This is a genomic window from Pseudomonas sp. URIL14HWK12:I6 (genome assembly GCF_000514195.1).
GTDB lineage: Bacteria > Pseudomonadota > Gammaproteobacteria > Pseudomonadales > Pseudomonadaceae > Aquipseudomonas > Aquipseudomonas putida_A.
This window is the reverse complement of the sequence record NZ_AZVL01000003.1, coordinates 305,097-323,894: the sequence shown is the minus strand read 5'-3', so window position 1 is coordinate 323,894 and position 18,798 is coordinate 305,097. Positions and strand designations below refer to the sequence as shown.

Here is an 18,798-nt window from a genome sequence, read left to right as displayed (position 1 = left end):
CAGGATCCGAGGTTAGACACCCAGGTAATCGAGGATCCCTTCAGCCGCATTGCGGCCTTCGAAGATTGCCGTTACCACCAGGTCGGAACCGCGCACCATGTCGCCACCGGCGAAGATTTTCGGGTTGCTGGTCTGGTGCTTGTACTGACCCTGCTCAGGCGCGACGACGCGGCCCTGGCTGTCGGTCTGGATTTCGAACTGTTCGAACCACGGTGCCGGGCTTGGACGGAAACCGAACGCAATGACCACGGCGTCGGCCGGGATGATCTCTTCGGAGCCCGGGATCGGCTCGGGGCTGCGGCGGCCACGGGCGTCCGGTTCGCCGAGACGGGTCTCGACCACCTTCACGCCTTCGACCTTGTCCTCGCCAACGATCGCGATCGGCTGGCGGTTGTAGAGGAATTTCACGCCTTCTTCCTTGGCGTTCTTCACCTCTTTGCGCGAGCCGGGCATGTTCGCTTCGTCACGACGATAAGCACAGGTCACCGACTTGGCGCCCTGACGGATCGAGGTGCGGTTGCAGTCCATCGCCGTGTCGCCGCCGCCGAGTACCACGACCTTCTTGCCTTTCATGTCGACGAAATCTTCCGGCGACTTTTCAAAGCCCAGGTTGCGGTTGACGTTGGCAATCAGGAAGTCCAGCGCGTCGTAGACGCCCGGCAGATCCTCACCGGCAAAACCGCCCTTCATGTAGGTGTAGGTGCCCATGCCCATGAATACCGCATCGTATTCGGCGAGCAGTTGCTCCATGGTCACGTCCTTGCCGACCTCAGTGTTGAGGCGGAACTCAATGCCCATGCCGGTGAAGACTTCGCGACGATTGCTCAGCACGCTCTTCTCAAGCTTGAACTCGGGAATGCCGAAGGTCAGCAGACCGCCGATTTCCGGGTTCTTGTCGAACACCACCGGGGTCACACCGCCACGCACCAGCACGTCGGCACAGCCCAGACCCGCCGGGCCCGCACCGATGATCGCGACACGTTTGCCGGTCGGTTTGACCTTGGACATGTCCGGGCGCCAGCCCATGGCGAACGCAGTGTCGGTGATGTACTTCTCGACCGAACCGATGGTCACCGCACCGAAACCGTCGTTGAGGGTGCAGGCACCCTCGCACAGCCGATCCTGCGGGCACACCCGGCCACAGACTTCCGGCAGGGTGTTGGTCTGGTGCGACAGCTCGGCGGCCTGGAGGATGTTGCCCTCGGCCACCAGCTTCAGCCAGTTGGGAATGAAGTTGTGCACCGGGCACTTCCACTCGCAATACGGGTTGCCGCAACCCAGGCAGCGGTGGGCCTGGTCGGCCGACTGCTGGGGTTTGAACGGTTCGTAGATCTCGACGAACTCTTTCTTGCGTTGACGCAACAGTTTCTTCTTCGGATCCTTGCGCCCGACATCGATGAACTGGAAGTCGTTATTCAGACGTTCAGCCATTGTTAAAACCTCATCAAACTCTTCAGGCGCATATCACTGCGGGTTGGCACGAGTGCTGGAAAGCAACGACTTCAGGTTGGCAGCCTTAGGCTTGACCAGCCAGAAACGACGCAGGTAGTCATCAAGGTTCTCGGCGAGTTCACGACCCCACTCGCTCTCGGTTTCCTTGACGTACTCGTTCAGCACGTTCTGCAGGTGGCTGCGGTAGGCTTCCATCGCCTCGCCGCTGATCCGCTGGATTTCCACCAGTTCGTGGTTGACCCGGTCAACGAAGGTGTTGTCCTGATCGAGCACGTAGGCGAAACCACCGGTCATGCCAGAGCCGAAGTTGTAACCGGTCTTGCCCAAGACGCAGACGAAACCACCGGTCATGTACTCGCAGCAGTGATCGCCAGTGCCTTCCACGACGGTGTGGGCACCGGAGTTGCGCACGGCAAAACGCTCGCCTGCGGTGCCGGCGGCGAACAGCTTGCCGCCGGTGGCGCCGTACAGGCAGGTGTTGCCGATGATGGCGCTGTTCTGAGTCTGATAGACGCTGCCCTTCGGCGGTACGATGACCAGTTTGCCGCCGGTCATGCCTTTGCCGACGTAGTCGTTGGCGTCGCCCTCCAGGTACATGTTCAGACCGCCGGCGTTCCACACGCCGAAGCTCTGACCGGCCGTGCCTTTGAAGCGGAAGGTGATCGGCGCGTTGGCCATGCCCTGATTGCCGTGCTTGCGCGCGATTTCGCCGGAGATCCGCGCACCGATCGAACGGTCGCAGTTGCAGATGTCCAGTTCGAACTCGGCACCGCTGAGGTCATTGATCGCCGACGTCGCCATGTCGACCATTTTCTCGGCCAGCAGGCCCTGATCGAACGGCGGGTTGCGCTCAACGCCGCAGAATTGCGGTTTGTCCGCCGGGATGTGATCGCTGCCCAGCAGCGGGGTCAGATCCAGATGGTGTTGCTTGGCGGTCTGGCCTTCGAGGATTTCCAGCAGATCGGTGCGGCCGATCAGCTCTTCGAGGGAACGCACGCCGAGCTTGGCCAGCCACTCACGGGTTTCTTCGGCGACGTAGGTGAAGAAATTCACCACCATGTCGACGGTACCGATGTAGTGATCCTTGCGCAGCTTCTCGTTCTGCGTCGCAACGCCGGTGGCGCAGTTGTTCAGGTGGCAGATGCGCAGGTATTTGCAGCCCAGGGCAATCATTGGCGCTGTACCGAAGCCGAAGCTTTCGGCACCGAGGATCGCGGCCTTGATCACGTCGAGGCCGGTTTTCAGGCCGCCGTCGGTCTGCACCCGGACTTTGCCGCGCAGGTCGTTGCCGCGCAGGGTCTGGTGGGTTTCAGCGAGGCCGAGTTCCCACGGAGCGCCTGCGTATTTGATCGAGGTCAGCGGCGAAGCACCGGTGCCACCGTCGTAGCCGGAGATGGTGATCAAGTCCGCATAGGCCTTGGCCACACCGGCGGCGATGGTGCCGACGCCCGCTTCCGCTACCAGTTTCACTGAAACCAGTGCCTTCGGGTTGACCTGTTTCAGGTCGAAGATCAGTTGCGACAAGTCTTCGATCGAGTAGATGTCGTGGTGCGGCGGTGGCGAAATCAGGGTCACGCCCGGCACTGCGTAACGCAGCTTGGCGATCAGCCCGTTGACCTTGCCGCCCGGCAGTTGCCCGCCCTCGCCCGGCTTGGCGCCCTGCGCGACCTTGATCTGCAGCACTTCGGCGTTGACCAGGTATTCCGGGGTGACACCGAAACGGCCGGTCGCGACCTGCTTGATTTTCGAGCTCTTGATGGTGCCGTAGCGCGCCGGGTCTTCGCCGCCTTCGCCGGAGTTGGAACGCGCACCGAGGCGGTTCATGGCTTCGGCCAGGGCTTCGTGCGCTTCCGGCGACAGTGCGCCCAGCGAGATACCGGCGGAGTCGAAGCGCTTGAGCACTGATTCCAGCGGTTCGACTTCGCTGATGTCCAGCGGCTTGTCGAGGGTCTTGACCTTGAACAGGTCGCGGATCATCGACACCGGGCGGTTATCCACCAGCGAGGTGTATTCCTTGAACTTGGCATAGTCGCCCTGCTGCACGGCGGCTTGCAGGGTGTTGACCACGTCCGGGTTGTAAGCGTGATATTCGCCGCCGTGGACGAACTTCAGCAGACCGCCCTGCTGGATCGGCTTGCGCGGACTCCAGGCTTCGGTAGCGAGGGCTTTCTGCTCGGCTTCGATGTCGACGAAACGCGCACCCTTGATGCGGCTCGGCACGCCACGGAAGCTCAGCTCGCACACTTCTTCGGACAGGCCTATGGCTTCAAACAGCTGCGCACCGCGGTACGAGGCGATGGTCGAGATGCCCATCTTCGACAGGATCTTCAACAGGCCTTTGGTGATGCCCTTGCGGTAGTTCTTGAAGACCTCATAGAGGTCGCCCAGCACTTCACCGGTACGGATCAGGTCGCCCAGCACTTCGTAGGCCAGGAACGGATAGACCGCCGAGGCGCCGAAACCGATCAGCACCGCAAAGTGATGCGGATCGCGCGCGGTGGCGGTTTCAACGAGGATGTTGGAATCGCAGCGCAGGCCTTTTTCGGTCAGGCGGTGGTGCACCGCGCCGGTGGCCAGCGAAGCGTGGATCGGCAGCTTGCCCGGGGCGATATGGCGGTCGCTGAGGACGATCTGGGTACGCCCGGCGCGCACGGCTTCTTCAGCCTGATCGGCGACGTTGCGAATCGCCGCTTCGAGGCCGACGCTTTCGTCGTAGTTGAGGTCGATGATCTGCCGCTCGAAACCCGGGCGGTCGAGGTTCATCAGCGAGCGCCACTTGGCCGGCGAGATCACTGGCGAGCTGAGGATCACGCGCGAGGCGTGCTCCGGCGATTCCTGGAAGATGTTGCGCTCGGCACCGAGACAGATCTCCAGCGACATCACGATCGCTTCACGCAGCGGGTCGATCGGCGGGTTGGTGACCTGCGCGAACTGCTGGCGGAAATAGTCGTACGGCGTGCGCACGCGCTGCGACAGCACGGCCATCGGCGTATCGTCACCCATCGAGCCAACGGCTTCGTAGCCTTGCTCACCGAGCGGGCGCAGCACCTGATCACGCTCTTCGAACGTGACCTGATACATCTTCATGTATTGCTTGAGCTGATCCACGTCGTAGAACGCCGAACCGTGGTCGTTATCTTCCATGGTCGCCTGGATACGCAGAGCGTTCTTGCGCAGCCATTGCTTGTACGGATGACGGGACTTCAGACGGTTGTCGATCGCGTCGGTGTCGAGGATCTGCCCGGTTTCGGTGTCCACGGCGAGGATCTGCCCCGGGCCGACACGGCCCTTGGCGATCACGTCTTGCGGCTGGTAGTTCCAGACGCCGATTTCCGACGCAACGGTGATGAAACCGTTGGTGGTGGTGACCCAGCGCGCCGGGCGCAGACCGTTACGGTCGAGCAGGCACACCGCGTAACGACCATCGGTCATTACCACGCCGGCTGGGCCGTCCCACGGTTCCATGTGCATCGAGTTGTACTCGTAGAACGCACGCAGATCCGGGTCCATGGTTTCAACGTTCTGCCACGCTGGCGGAATGATCATCCGCACGCCACGGAACAGGTCGATGCCACCGGTGACCATCAGTTCGAGCATGTTGTCCATGCTCGAGGAGTCGGAACCGACACGGTTGACCAGCGGGCCGAGTTCTTCCAGATCCATCAGATCGTTGCTGAACTTGGTCCGACGGGCCTGTGCCCAGTTACGGTTACCAGTGATGGTGTTGATCTCACCGTTGTGGGCGAGGAAACGGAATGGCTGGGCCAGCGGCCATTTCGGCAAGGTGTTGGTGGAGAAGCGCTGGTGGAACACGCAGATCGCGGTTTGCAGGCGCTGGTCACCCAGGTCCGGATAGAACGCGGCCAGGTCGGCCGGCATCATCAGGCCTTTATAGATGATGGTCTTGTGCGAAAAGCTGCAGATGTAGTGGTCGGTGTCGGCGGCGTTGGCCACCGACGAGCGACGACGGGCGCTGAACAGCTTGACCGCCATGTCCTGATCGCTCAGGCCTTCACCGCCGATGTACACCTGCTCGATCTGCGGCAGGCGCTCGAGGGCCAGTCGGCCGAGGACGCTGGTGTCGATCGGCACTTTGCGCCAGCCGATCAGTTGCAGGCCTTCAGCGAGGATCTCGCGGTTCATGTTCTCGCGAGCGGCTTCGGCCTTGGCCGGATCCTGGTTGAAGAAGACCATGCCCACGGCATATTGCTTGGGCAGCTCGACGCTGAAGTTTTCCTGGGCCATCGCCCGCAGGAACGCGTCAGGCTTTTGAATCAGCAGACCGCAACCGTCACCGGTCTTGCCGTCGGCATTAATCCCACCGCGGTGGGTCATGCAGGTCAGGGCCTCGATGGCCGTTTGCAAAAGGATATGACTGGGCTCGCCCTGCATATGGGCTATCAGGCCGAAACCGCAGTTATCCTTGAATTCATCTGGTTTGTACAGACCTGCTTTCATAGACACTTTCTCACCAGGCTGCCTCTTTTCGAGGCAAATTTCTTTTCAATTCAACCACTTGCTTGCCGCGCCGAACGTACGCCGGCTTTGCGGGGGCAAAAGGGTGGTCATTGTACACAGCGACACAGAGGCTCACAAATTTGACGACGAAATGTCGCAAATTCATGTCGCATTTGTGAAAGGTTTAAAGCGATCTGCTGTGCTAGTCAAAACTTTTTTTAATTTTGACTGCAACGACTCAAAGACTACTGTGACGCAGACACCACAAGGCACGCGGTCTGTAGAGACGGCGCGCACTCGTAGAAATTTTGAGGTGCTTGGAGAGGCGGCCTGGGTAAGGCCGCCGAATCTTCAGCGAGTTGTTGCCAGTTCCTGTTGGACGCTGGCGACAGTGCGAGGCCAAGGTTTACCAGCCTGAACCTTCGCTGGCAAGGCCTTGATGGCAGAAACGGCTGCATCACGATTGGCGAAGTTGCCGTAGGTGATCACGTAGAGAGGCTTGCCGTTGAGGACTTTCTTGAAATAACGGTACTCGCCGCCCTGCTCCTTGACGAAGTTCTGCGCGGTCGCTTCGGAGCTGGTGCCGAGGATCTGCACCACGTAATTGCTGGTCGGCTGACCGGCGTACCAGCTGCCACCGGCAGCCTTGGCCACGGTAACCGGCTTCTCGGCCGGTTTGGCAGCAGCAACAGGCTTGGCCGGGGCGGGAGCCGGTTTGGCCGCTGGCGCTGCCGGAGCAGGCTTGGCGGTGGCGACCTGAGTCGGTGCCGGGGTCGGCTTGGCCGCCGGAACAGGTACTGGCGTCGGAGCCGGGCCGGCCGGAACACCTGCCGGTGGTGCGGAAGTCGTGACGGTCGGCGGCGTTGCGCTGGAGCCTTCGACCGGCACGCCGTCGTCACCTTCAGTGATGCCGCCTGCGGCTTCAGCCAACGGGCCGCGCATCACCGGTTGCGAGTTGCCGACCAGCGGCAGCGGCATCGGCTGGGTATTGCCGGCGAACTCGACGTTCGGTGCGCCGCCATTGGCGCCTTGGCCCAATGGCAGTTGTGCCTGTTCGTTGGCAGGTGCGCCGGTGGTTGGCGCCTTGTTGCGACCCGGCATCAGCCAGGCGGCGGCGACCGCGACCACAACGACGGCGGAAATCGCCAATACGTGTTTCTTCGGCATGTTGAACCCCATACTTGGACGCTTGACCGCAGAGCGGCTGGCAATCATGACTTCGATCAGTGCATCGCGAGCGACCTGGTTGATGTTGCCAGGCCAACCCTCGGCGCTTTCGTGAATCTCAGAGATCTGATCCGCGGTGAAAAGTTCGACACCCCGGCCCGCACCTTCGAGCCGTTGGTCGAGATATTCGCGGGTCTCTTCTTCGGTATACGGCTGCAGTTCGATGACGTGGAAGCGCTCTTCCTCGAGGTGCAAGGCCTCCAGTTGCGCGATCAGCGACGACTCACCGAACAGGAACACATGCGGGCGACCTTCCGGTGCACCGGCCCCTAGCGCCATCAGCGCTTCGAGGGCGGATTCGTCGAGCTGCTCGGCGTCATCCACCAGCAGATAGACCTCCTGGCCGGTAAGCGCGAGCTGCACCACCTGATCCAGAATCGCGCCAACTTCGGCCTGAGCCACGTTCAGTGCCTGAGCCACCTGACGCAGCACGCCGGCGGCATCGCCAGCTCCACGGGCCGACACGACAACGCTTTGTACCGATTGCTTGTTGGTGCTGGCCACCAGCGCCTGACGCAGCAAGGTCTTGCCGCTGCCCTGCGGGCCGGTGACCACCAGCAGCAACTGGCTGTAACGCGCCAGGTGGTGCAATTGCCCCAGCACCGGTTTGCGCTGGGCCGGGAAGAATTTGAAGCCCGGCACCCGCGGCGCGAAAGGGTCGTGACTTAACTGGAAATGGCCGAGGAACGCCTCGTCGGCATGCAAACTAGTCATCGGAATCTTATTAACCTTTAAGCTGAGCCAGAGCGCGGTAATCCGCTCCCAGCGTGGCCTGTAGAACCTCTTTCGGATAATCGGCGGTCACCACCGCTTCGCCCATCCGGCGCAGCAGCACCAGGCGCAGACGACCGTCGATCACTTTTTTATCAATTGCCATATGTTCGAGAAAATCGGCTTCGGTCATTTCTTCCGGCGGAATCACCGGCAGACCGGCACGCTGGAACAGACGAATGCCGCGATCACGTTCCTGCTCGCTGATCCAGCCCAGACGCGCGGACATTTCCAGCGCCATCACGGTGCCAGCGGCCACCGCCTCACCATGCAACCAGACACCATAGCCCATGTGGGTCTCGATGGCGTGGCCGAAGGTGTGGCCGAGATTGAGCGTGGCGCGCACGCCGGTTTCCTTCTCATCGGCACCGACCACTGCCGCCTTGGCCGCGCAGGAACGCTCGATGGCGTAGGTCAGGGCCTTCTGGTCCAGCGCGCGCAGAGCGTCGACGTTGTCTTCGAGCCAGGTCAGGAACGGCTCGTCGCAGATCAGACCGTACTTGATGACTTCGGCCAGACCGGCGGACAGTTCACGCTCCGGCAGGGTTTTCAGCGATGCAGTATCGATCAGCACCACGTTCGGCTGATAGAACGCGCCGACCATGTTCTTGCCCAGCGGATGGTTGATGCCGGTCTTGCCGCCCACCGACGAATCGACCTGGGACAACAGCGTGGTAGGAATCTGGATGAAATCGACGCCGCGCTGATAGCAGGCGGCAGCAAAACCGGCCATGTCACCGATGACCCCGCCGCCGAGGGCGATGATCGTGGTGCGGCGGTCGTGACGGGCAGTCAGCAGGCCGTCGAAGATCAGTTGCAGGGTTTCCCAGTTCTTGAAGGCTTCCCCGTCCGGCAGCACCACCGAGATCACTGAGAACTGCGCAAGGCTGCGGGTCAGACGTTCGAGATAGAGCGGCGCAACGGTCTCGTTGGAGATGATTGCCACTTGCCGCCCATGGATATGCGGCGCCAGCAACTCGGGCTGATCCAACAAACCTTCGCCAATATGAATCGGGTAGCTGCGCTCGCCTAGATCGACCTTGAGTGTCTGCATGTGTCCCCACAGTGAAGATGGAAGCAGGCGTCCTGCCCTGAATTATTGGTTGTCTGCGGCCTATAGCGAATCTGACGCCGCTCGCACGCCATCCGCCACAACCTCGGCGACTGTGACAGGACGCCGAGGATAGCGCATTTCCGGCGGCGCTTTAACGGGGTGGCAGCTGCGCCAGACGGTCGAGAATGTCGAGCACCACCATGCGCGGTGGCCGTTCGTCGGTTTCCACCACCAGATCGGCGATCTCTCGATAGAGCGGATCGCGGATCTCCAACAAGTCTCGCAGGGTTTTCGCCGGATCGGCGGTGCGTAGCAAAGGACGATTGCGATCGCGCGACGTACGCCCGACCTGCTGCTCGACGGAGGCATGCAGATACACCACCCGCCCGCCCGCGTGCAGGGCCTTGCGGTTGGCATCGCGCATTACCGCACCGCCGCCGGTCGCCAGCACCACGCCGTCGAACGCGCACAGCTCGGCGATCATCGCCTGCTCACGGTCACGAAAGCCGGGCTCGCCTTCCTTGTCGAAGATCCACGGGATATTGGCGCCCGTGCGCAGTTCAATTTCCTTGTCGGAATCTTTGAACGGCAGGCGCAGCTCTTTGGCCAGCAACCGGCCGATGGTGCTTTTTCCAGCGCCCATCGGTCCTACAAGAATCAAATTTCGCACAGAATCAACGACTCACAGCAATCGCCTGGTTATTCATGATACGCGGAGTGAGAAATACCAGCAGCTCGGATTTTTTCTCCGAAACCACATCACGCCGGAAAAGGCGGCCAAGATACGGCACATCGCCAAGAAATGGCACCTTATCTACGACCTTGCTTTGAGTATTTGAGAAAACGCCCCCAATCACGATGGTCTCGCCGTCGTTCACCAGCACCTTGGCGTTGACCTCGTTCTTCTTGATCGGCGGTACATCCTGCACTTTGTTCAGGTAGTCCGGTTCGTCCTTGGTGACCTTGACCTCCATGATGATGCGGTTGTCGGGGGTGATCTGCGGCGTCACTTCCAGCGACAGCGAAGCCTCCTTGAAAGACACCGACGTCGCGCCGCTAGAGCTCGCCTCCTGATACGGAATCTCGGTGCCTTTGAGGATCTTTGCCGTCTCCTTGTCGGAGGTGACCACTTTGGGCTGCGAGACGATTTCACCGTTGCCGGTCTTCTCCATGGCGGTCAGCTCAAGATCGAGCAGCACATTGTCGGTAATGAAGGCGATGCCGATCCCCGAGGTATTACCGACCGTGCCCATGTCGACGAACGGCGAGTTGGTACTGGTACTGCCCGGTGTGCCGATGGTGGTCGACGAGCCATTGCTGACCCCCGAGGTGTTCCAGTTGCCCTTGTTCTGGATCGAACCGCCCCAGCGCACGCCCAGACTCTTGTCGTAATCGACGTTGGCCTCGACGATCCGCGCCTCGATCATCACCTGACGCACCGGAATATCCAGTTGCGCCACGATCCGCCGCAGTTCGTCGAGGCGATCCTGGGTCTGGTAGGCAATGATGTTGTTGGTCCGTTCATCGACAGTGATCGAGCCACGCTCGTCGATTTTCGCCTCGGCGCTGGTCACCGACTGGAACAGCTTGGCGATGTCCGCGGCCTTGGCGTAATTCACTTGCAACAGCTCGCGGCGCAGCGGTGCCAGTTCGGCAATCTGTTTCTGCGACTCCAGTTCCTGGCGTTCACGGGCGGCGATTTCGTCGGCCGGCGCCACCAGCAACACGTTGCCGATCTTGCGCTTGTCCAGGCCTTTGGTTTTCAGCACCAGGTCCAGCGCCTGATCCCACGGCACGTTTTGCAAACGCAAGGTGATCCCGCCCTGCACCGTATCGCTGGCCACCAGATTGAGGTTGGTGAAGTCGGCGATCAGTTGCAGCACCGAACGCACGTCGATGTCCTGGAAATTCAGCGAAAGCTTTTCGCCGCTGTAGCTGTTGCGGTCAGCGTTGCGCTTTTGCAGGTCATCGACCGTCATCGGGCGAATGCTGACGGTCAGTTTGTTGTCGGTCTGGTAGGTGGAATAGTCGAACGTGCCGCTGGGTTCGACGGTGATGACCGCACGATCACCGGTGGCGGCGGCATTGACGAACTGCACCGGGGTGGCGAAGTCCTTGACGTCGAGGCGCACCCGCAGCCTGTCCGGCAACTGCGTACGGGCGAAGCTGAGGATGATCTTGCCGTCATGCTCCTGGATGTCCGGGGCGATGGTCGGATCCGACAGGTCGATGACGACGTTGCCCTCCCCCGCAGTGCCGCGCTGGAAGTCGACACCACGAATGGTTTTGGCGACGGGGGTATAAGCCTTCGCCGGCGCTGGAGCCGCGACCGGTCGCGGCGCAACAGCGGCTGGCCGTGGCGCAGCAGGCTTGGCGCCCTGCCCGACCACCACGAACAGATTGTTGCCTTCGACCCGAAAGGTATACGGCGTCAGTTGCGTCAGGTTGATGATCAGGCGCGTGCGGTCGTTGGCCTCGACCACTGTAGCGGTTCGCGCGTTGCCGCTGCCCAGATCGCGGGTCTTGTTCGTCAGTTGGCTGGCGACACCCGGCAGATCCAGGGCGATTCGCGCCGGCGATTCGGTGGTGTAGCCCTTGGGTTGCGGTGGCGGGCTGTCGAACGACAGCTTCAACTCGATGCGGTCACCCGGCAACGCCGCGACATCCAGCGTCTTGAGGCTGGCCGCCTGAACCATCGGTGAAAGCAGCGCTATCCATAGCGAAAAACCGAGGGTGGAGAAAATCCTGTTCATTGTTCGACTTCCACTATGAGTGCTCTTTCAAAGGAATGGTGCGCGGACGTTCCAGCCAGGCGCCTTCGCCGTCGGGCACGATCTCGACCACATCGACCTGAGTGGCACTGATGGCGACAATGCGCCCGTCGTTGCGCCCCAGGTAGTCGCCGACTTTCAACCGATGCACTGCACCCGCCCCGCGCAGCAAGGCAAAGGAGCCGCTGGCATTGGAGATCGTGCCAACCATTTCAAACTGCTCGATGTTGAAACCTTCGAGGTATTGCTTGACCCGGTTGGGGTCGGGTTTGACGTTGCGCGAGCCACGCTGCTGCCCGGCCAGATCGACGCGCACCTGGCGCGAGAACGGGCTACGCAGGTTGGCCGCGCTGTAGGTAAAAGTAGGATAGGAATGAAACGTCGGCGTCGGCTCGATCCGGCCGGCCGGGCGCAGACGCACTTCGTTCATGTAGGCATCGAGGTCGCTGAAGTCATCTCCACCAAAGCATCCGCCAAGACCCAGCAACAGCACCGACAGGGCGAAATAACGGATCGGGGTCATTTGTCCAACCCCTTGTCGTTATAGCGGTAGGTCTTGGCGAGAATGCTCATGCGCAGCTTCGTCCCGCCGTCGGGATTGGCCGGTGCCAGTTCGAAATCGTGCAAGGTGACGATCCGTGGCAACCCGGCGACGCCACTGACGAAGGTCGCGAGGTCGTGGTAAGCCCCGGTGACAGTGATCTGGATCGGCAGCTCGATGTAGAACGGCTGGGTCACCTCCGGCAGCAGCTTGATTTCTTCGAATTCGAGACCACTGCCCAGCCCGGTGCGGGTGATGTCTTCGAGCAATCCCGGGACTTCGGTGTCGCTGGGCAACTGCCGCAGGAGTACGCCGAAGGAGTTCTCCATCTCCTTCATCTGCTGGGTGTACAGCTCCAGGTTGGCGGCCATGTGCGCCTTGCTGGCGAACTGCTCCTTCAAGGTGTCCTCTTCCTGACGCTTGGCTTCCAGCTGGTTTTCCATGTCGCTGATGAAAAAGTTATAGCCAAGCGCCAACACCAGCACCGCCAGCAATGCTCCCGCGATAGTTTTCACCGCGGCCGGCCAGGAGCCGATGTTGCTGGTATCCAGATCGTTGAAGTCGATGTTGCGCAGACTTTGCAGCCATTCGGACGGCTTCATTTGTCGCCCTCCGTCGCGGCTGGCTGGGTCTGACGCACGGTCAGCTGAAAGACGTTGGCCTGATCCACCTGACCGGCAGTCGTCGCTTTCACTTCATTAAGACTCGGCGCATCGAACCAGTCGGAAGCATCCAGATTGCGCATCAGCTCCGAAACGCGGTTGTTCGACTCCGCCGCGCCGCTGATCGACAGCGTCTTGCCGAGCAATTTCACGCTGGTGAAATACACCCCGTCCGGCAGCGTGCGCGCCAGTTGGTCGAAGATCCGCCCGCTGATCTGCCGGTTGCCCTGCAAGTCCTGGATGATGCGCATGCGCTCGACCAGTTGCTGGCGCCGTGCCTTGAGTTCGCTGATCTGCTTGATCCGTTCGTCGACCACGGCGATCTGTTTGCCAATGTAGTCATTGCGTGCTGTCTGCCGCTCGATGGCGGTGCCGACGATCTGATCGGCGATGAACACCGCGCCCACCGAGCCGACGAAGACCCCGATCAGAATCAGCAGAAAGCGTTTGCGCCGCTCTTCGCGGCGCTCTTCACGCCAGGGGAGAAGGTTGATCCGCGCCATCAGTCGAAACTCCTGAGCGCGAGCCCGCAGGCAATCATCAGGGCCGGCGCGTCACTGGCCAGGGCCCCGGCGTTGACCTTGCTGTTCAAGGCCATGTCGGAAAACGGGTTGGCGACCTGGGTCGGGGTGCCCAGACGCTGTTCGATCAGCCGATCCAGCCCCGGCACCGAGGCGGTGCCGCCGGCCAGCAGAATGTGATCGACCGCGTTGTACTGCCCGGAGGCAAAGAAGAACTGCAACGAGCGCGAGACCTGCTGCACCAGAGCATCACGGAACGGCTGCAATACCTCGCTGACATAGTCATCCGGCAGACCGCCCTGCTTTTTCGCCAGCCCGGCCTGCTCGACAGTCAGGCCGTAGCGGCGCTGGATTTCCTCGGTCAGTTGCCGGCCACCGAACAGTTGCTCGCGGGTATAGATGATGCGGCCGTTATGCAGGACGCTGAGGGTAGTCATGGTCGCGCCGATGTCCACCACCGCCACGGTCAGGCGTTCCTGCGAGGCTGCCAGTTGAGTGGCGAGCAGGCCGAACGAGCGCTCCAGCGCATAGGCCTCGACATCGACCACTCGCGCGGTCAGCCCGGCCAACGCCAGCGCCGCCTCGCGGACTTCGACGTTTTCCTTGCGACAGGCGGCCAGCAGCACGCTGACCCGCTCCGGGTTGCGCGGCGACACGCCCTGGACTTCGAAATCGATGGCGACTTCGTCCAGTGGATAGGGAATGTATTGGTCGGCTTCGATCTTCAGCTGGTTTTCCAGCTCGTCATCGGTCAGCCCGGCGTCCATCTCGATGATCTTGGTGATCACCGCAGAACCGGCCACCGCCACCGCCACGCTCTTGAGCCCTGTGCGTGCCTTGACCAGCACCCGGGACAAGGCATGGCCCACGCCTTCGAGCTCGGCGATGTTCTTTTCGACCACGGCGTTGGGCGGCAGCGGCTCTACCGCGTAGGCCTCGACCCGGTAGCGGTCGCCCTGACGGCTCAACTCCAGCAGCTTCACCGAAGTGGAGCTGATGTCGATCCCCAGTAACGTATTGGTCTTTTTCTTGAAGAGTCCCAGCACTACCAATTCCCTATGACTTTCCGTGAGTTACGGACTCTGTAATACGCATTGCGTTCCTTCACCCCGTCTTGACAGAAGCGCAAATGACGCCCCCAGCAGAAAAGTGCTTATAATGCCCAGCGTTTTTTTCCGCTTTTTACTGCCGGCCCAGGTTGTTCTGTGTGTTACCGGAACCCTGTCGCCCAATTCATTCTTTGCCCTGGATGTTCAAAAGCCTTGATTCGTCTGCTGAAATTTTTCGGTTGGTCCATCGTCGCCGTTTTCTGCGGACTGCTTTTAGGTCTCAGCGGCGCGTTTCTTTACCTTAGTCCGGGTTTGCCGTCTGTGGAGGCGCTGAGAAGCATTCAGTTGCAGATTCCGCTCCGGGTCTACAGCAGCGACAACAAGTTGATCGCAGAATTTGGCGAAATGCGCCGTACTCCGATCCGTTTCGCCGACATTCCACCCAATTTCATTAATGCGTTACTAAGTGCTGAAGACGACAATTTCGCCAACCACTATGGCGTCGATCCGAGCAGCCTGATGCGTGCCGCGACCCAACTGGTGAAAAGCGGGCACATTCAGTCCGGCGGCAGCACCATCACCATGCAGGTGGCGAAGAACTTCTTCCTGACCAGCGAACGCAGCTTCTCGCGCAAAACCACCGAGATTCTTCTGGCCCTGCAGATCGAGCGGCAGCTGACCAAGGACGAGATCCTCGAGCTGTACGTGAACAAGATCTACCTGGGTAACCGCGCCTATGGCATCGAGGCGGCGGCGCAGGTGTATTACGGCAAGTCGATCCGTGATGTCAGCCTGGCGCAGATGGCGATGATCGCCGGCCTGCCGAAAGCCCCGTCGCGCTTCAACCCGCTGGCCAACCCGGCGCGCAGCAAGGAGCGCCGCGACTGGATTCTCGGACGCATGTACAAGCTCGGAAAGATTTCCGAGGCTGACTACACCGCCGCGATCAACGAGCCGCTGAACGCCAGCTATCACGTGCCGACCCCGGAAGTGAACGCGCCGTACATCGCCGAGATGGCCCGTGCCGAAATGGTCGGTCGCTATGGCAGCGACGCTTACACCGAAGGTTTCCGCGTCACCACCACGGTGCCGAGCAACCTGCAGGAAATGGCCAACACCGCGCTGCACGAAGGCTTGATGACCTACGATCAGCGCCATGGCTACCGCGGACCCGAGTCGCGCCTGCCGGGCAAGACTCACGAAGCCTGGGCGACAGAGCTGACCAAGCAGCGCACCATCAGCAGCCTGGAGCCGGCCATCGTTACCCAGGTCGACAAGAATGGCTTGCAGGTGCTGACCCGTACCGGCGAAGAACACGTCGCCTGGGACACCATGAAATGGGCGCGGCCGTTCCTCAACACCAACAGCATGGGCGCCGCACCGCGTCAGCCGTCGGATGTGGCGCAGGTCGGCGACCTGATTCGCGTGCAGCGTCAGCCGAACAATTCGCTGAAATTCAGCCAGATCCCGCAGGCGCAAGGCGCGCTGGTGTCGCTGGATCCGCAGAACGGCGCGATTCGCTCGCTGGTCGGCGGCTTTGCGTTCGAGCAGAGCAACTACAACCGCGCCCTGCAGGCCAAGCGTCAGCCTGGTTCGAGCTTCAAGCCGTTCGTCTACAGTGCTGCACTGGACAGCGGTTATACCGCCGCGACGCTGGTCAACGATGCACCGATCGTGTTCGTCGACGAGTACCTGGACAAGGTCTGGCGGCCGAAGAACGACACCAACACCTTCCTCGGCCCGATCCGTCTGCGCGAAGCGCTGTACAAGTCGCGTAACCTGGTGTCGATCCGCCTGTTGCAGGCGATGGGTGTGGGCAAGACCATCGACTACATCACCCGTTTCGGCTTCAACAAGCAGGATCTGCCGCCGAACCTGTCGCTGGCACTGGGCACCGCGACCCTGACCCCGATGGAAATCGCTACCGGCTGGAGTACCTTCGCCAACGGCGGTTACAAGATCACCCCGTACATCATCGACAAGATCGAAAGCCGCAACGGCGACACGCTGTTCGTCGCCAACCCGCCGACCGTGCCACAGGGTGGCTCGGCGACCGATGGCCTTGCCGCGCCGGAGTATCAGCCGATCACCGTCAACGCCGCTCCGGTTCCGGGTGAAGCACCGGGCGCTGCCACTGCGCCACAAGCGCCGGCCGTGGCCGAGCGGATCGTCGATGGACGTACCACGTACATCCTCAACAGCATGCTGCAGGACGTGATCAAGCTCGGCACCGGGCGCCGCGCACTGGCCATGGGCCGCAGCGACATCGCCGGCAAGACCGGTACCACCAACGAATCGAAGGATGCATGGTTCTCCGGTTACAACGCCGATTACGTGACCACCGTGTGGACCGGCTTCGACCAGCCGGAAAGCCTCGGCCGCCGCGAGTTTGGTGGCACCGTGGCGTTGCCGATCTGGATGAACTACATGTCTGCCGCGCTCAAGGACAAGCCGCCGCACGTGCAGCCTGAGCCGGAAGGCATCCTCAGCCTGCGGGTGGATCCGGTCAGCGGTCGTGCGGCAACGCCGAGCACGCCGGGCGCCTACTTCGAGCTGTTCAAGTCCGAAGACACGCCGCCCTCGGTGAATGAGCTGGGCAACGGCGCCGTACCGGGCAGTCCGCTGCCGGCGGATGAGCAGGCGCCGATCGATCTGTTCTGATCCAGCGTCATTGAAAAGCCCCGCCTTCGATTGAAGTGCGGGGCTTTTTCATGGCTGTGATTTTATGTTGTCTGGGCCGGCCTCTTCGCGAGCAAGCCCGCTCCCACAGTGAGCGAGTTGTAGCCACAAAACCTGTGGGAGCGGGCTTGCTCGCGAAGAGGCACTGAAGAACACCACAAATCACACAGGCACAAAAAAGCCCCGACTCTCACAAGCCGAGGCTTTCGTTGAAGCGCTACAACGGCTTAGCCGTTGAACACGTCATCCACGCTTTTCAGCGGGTAGTTCTTCGGATACGGCAGGGTCGCCACACCGGTCTCGATCGCGGCCTTGGCCACAGCGTCGGAGATCAGGGTGATCAGGCGCTTGTCCATTGGCTTCGGAATGATGTACTCACGACCGAATTCCAGAGGCGCACCACCGTAGGCGTCGCACACGTCCTGTGGCACTGGCAGTTTGGCCAGTTCGCGCAGGGCGTTGGCCGCAGCCACCTTCATTTCTTCGTTGATGCGCTTGGCGCGAACGTCCAGGGCACCACGGAAGATGAACGGGAAGCCCAGAACGTTGTTGACCTGGTTCGGGTAGTCGGAACGACCGGTGGCCATGATCACGTCGCTGCGGGTGGCGTGCGCCAGCTCCGGGGAGATTTCCGGATCCGGGTTCGAGCAGGCGAAGACGATCGGGTTGGCCGCCATCGACAGCAGACCTTCAGCGCTCAGCAGGTTCGGACCGGACAGGCCGACGAACACGTCAGCGCCTTTCAGAGCATCAGCCAGGCTGCGCTTGTCGGTGGCGTGAGCGAACACGGCTTTGTACTGGTTCAGGTCATCACGGCCGGAGTGGATCACGCCGGTACGGTCAACCATGAAGATGTTTTCGATTTTTGCGCCCATGCTCACCAGCAACTTCATGCAGGAGATGGCCGCAGCGCCGGCGCCGAGGCAGACGATCTTGGCTTCCGGCAGGGTTTTGCCGGCGATTTCCAGGGCGTTGATCATGCCCGCAGCGGTCACGATCGCGGTGCCGTGCTGGTCATCGTGGAATACCGGAATGTCGCACTGCTCGATCAGAGCACGTTCGATCTCAAAGCACTCAGGCGCCTTGATGTCTTCCAGGTTGATGCCGCCGAAAGTGATGGAGATGCGTTTTACGGTGTCGATGAAGGCTTGCGGGCTTTCGGAGTCGACTTCGATGTCGAATACGTCGATACCGGCGAAGCGCTTGAACAGTACACCTTTACCTTCCATCACTGGCTTGGAGGCCAGTGGGCCGAGGTTACCCAGGCCCAGAATCGCGGTGCCATCGGAAATGACTGCAACCAGGTTGCCCTTGCCGGTGTATTTGTAGGCCAGTTCAGGATCGCGGGCGATCTCACGCACTGGTTCAGCTACGCCGGGGCTGTAGGCCAGCGACAGGTCGCGGGCGGTAGCAGTGGCCTTGGTGAGCTCGACACTCAGCTTCCCTGGACGAGGATTGGCATGATATTCGAGAGCGGCAGTTTTCAGATCAGACATTTTGGCATTCCGCTTTTTACTGTTGGACAGACTGGTCAGCGAGGATACGCGCCTCGCAAAGTCCCCACAAGACTGAGCGGTCACCCCTGTCAAGCGCCCTGTCCTACGACTTTGGGC

General features: G+C 61.2%; 12 protein-coding genes. 1 reads left to right on the top strand and 11 read right to left on the bottom strand.

Annotated elements, in window-relative coordinates:
• Positions 1-12 precede the first annotated feature (12 nt).
• From H043_RS0107445 to H043_RS0107400, 10 genes are all read right to left on the bottom strand, one after another.
• Positions 13-1,431: an FAD-dependent oxidoreductase gene (locus tag H043_RS0107445; protein WP_003220910.1), complete on the bottom strand. Its 1,419-nt coding sequence runs from the start codon at positions 1,429-1,431 to the stop codon at positions 13-15.
• A 33-nt stretch (positions 1,432-1,464) separates the two neighbouring features.
• Positions 1,465-5,910 (bottom strand): glutamate synthase large subunit, encoded by a 4,446-nt coding sequence (gltB, locus tag H043_RS0107440; RefSeq protein WP_027611319.1) that lies wholly within the window; start codon positions 5,908-5,910, stop codon positions 1,465-1,467.
• A gap of 351 nt (positions 5,911-6,261) precedes the next feature.
• Complete coding sequence (locus H043_RS0107435; RefSeq protein ID WP_027611318.1) at positions 6,262-7,851, bottom strand: AAA family ATPase; 1,590 nt, start codon at positions 7,849-7,851, stop codon at positions 6,262-6,264.
• A 10-nt stretch (positions 7,852-7,861) separates the two neighbouring features.
• On the bottom strand, positions 7,862-8,962 hold the full coding sequence (gene aroB, locus H043_RS0107430) for a 3-dehydroquinate synthase (protein WP_027611317.1): 1,101 nt from the start codon (positions 8,960-8,962) through the stop codon (positions 7,862-7,864).
• 151 nt (positions 8,963-9,113) lie between these two features.
• Positions 9,114-9,632, bottom strand: a complete 519-nt coding sequence (aroK, locus tag H043_RS0107425; protein WP_027611316.1) for a shikimate kinase AroK — start codon at positions 9,630-9,632, stop codon at positions 9,114-9,116.
• A 4-nt stretch (positions 9,633-9,636) separates the two neighbouring features.
• On the bottom strand, positions 9,637-11,715 hold the full coding sequence (pilQ, locus tag H043_RS0107420; protein WP_027611315.1) for a type IV pilus secretin PilQ: 2,079 nt from the start codon (positions 11,713-11,715) through the stop codon (positions 9,637-9,639).
• Positions 11,716-11,728: 13 nt separating this feature from the next.
• Complete coding sequence (locus H043_RS0107415) at positions 11,729-12,256, bottom strand: pilus assembly protein PilP (protein WP_027611314.1); 528 nt, start codon at positions 12,254-12,256, stop codon at positions 11,729-11,731.
• The gene (gene pilO / locus H043_RS0107410) at positions 12,253-12,876 is read right to left on the bottom strand and encodes a type 4a pilus biogenesis protein PilO (RefSeq protein ID WP_027611313.1); all 624 of its coding nucleotides are present in this window, start codon (positions 12,874-12,876) and stop codon (positions 12,253-12,255) included. The genes H043_RS0107415 and pilO overlap by 4 nt, the downstream gene beginning before the upstream one ends.
• Positions 12,873-13,439 (bottom strand): PilN domain-containing protein, encoded by a 567-nt coding sequence (locus tag H043_RS0107405; RefSeq protein ID WP_027611312.1) that lies wholly within the window; start codon positions 13,437-13,439, stop codon positions 12,873-12,875. The genes pilO and H043_RS0107405 overlap by 4 nt, the downstream gene beginning before the upstream one ends.
• Entirely contained in the window at positions 13,439-14,503 is a 1,065-nt protein-coding gene (locus tag H043_RS0107400) for a pilus assembly protein PilM (protein WP_027611311.1), read from the bottom strand. Before H043_RS0107400 ends, H043_RS0107405 begins: the two co-directional genes overlap by 1 nt.
• Positions 14,504-14,719: 216 nt before the next feature.
• Between H043_RS0107400 and H043_RS0107395 the strand changes: the two genes are divergently transcribed.
• The gene (locus H043_RS0107395) at positions 14,720-17,167 is read left to right on the top strand and encodes a penicillin-binding protein 1A (protein ID WP_027611310.1); all 2,448 of its coding nucleotides are present in this window, start codon (positions 14,720-14,722) and stop codon (positions 17,165-17,167) included.
• A 245-nt stretch (positions 17,168-17,412) separates the two neighbouring features.
• Here the strand turns inward: H043_RS0107395 and H043_RS0107390 are convergent, their stop codons facing one another.
• Entirely contained in the window at positions 17,413-18,681 is a 1,269-nt protein-coding gene (locus H043_RS0107390) for a malic enzyme-like NAD(P)-binding protein (RefSeq protein WP_003220889.1), read from the bottom strand.
• Between the last annotated feature and the right edge of the window lie 117 nt (positions 18,682-18,798).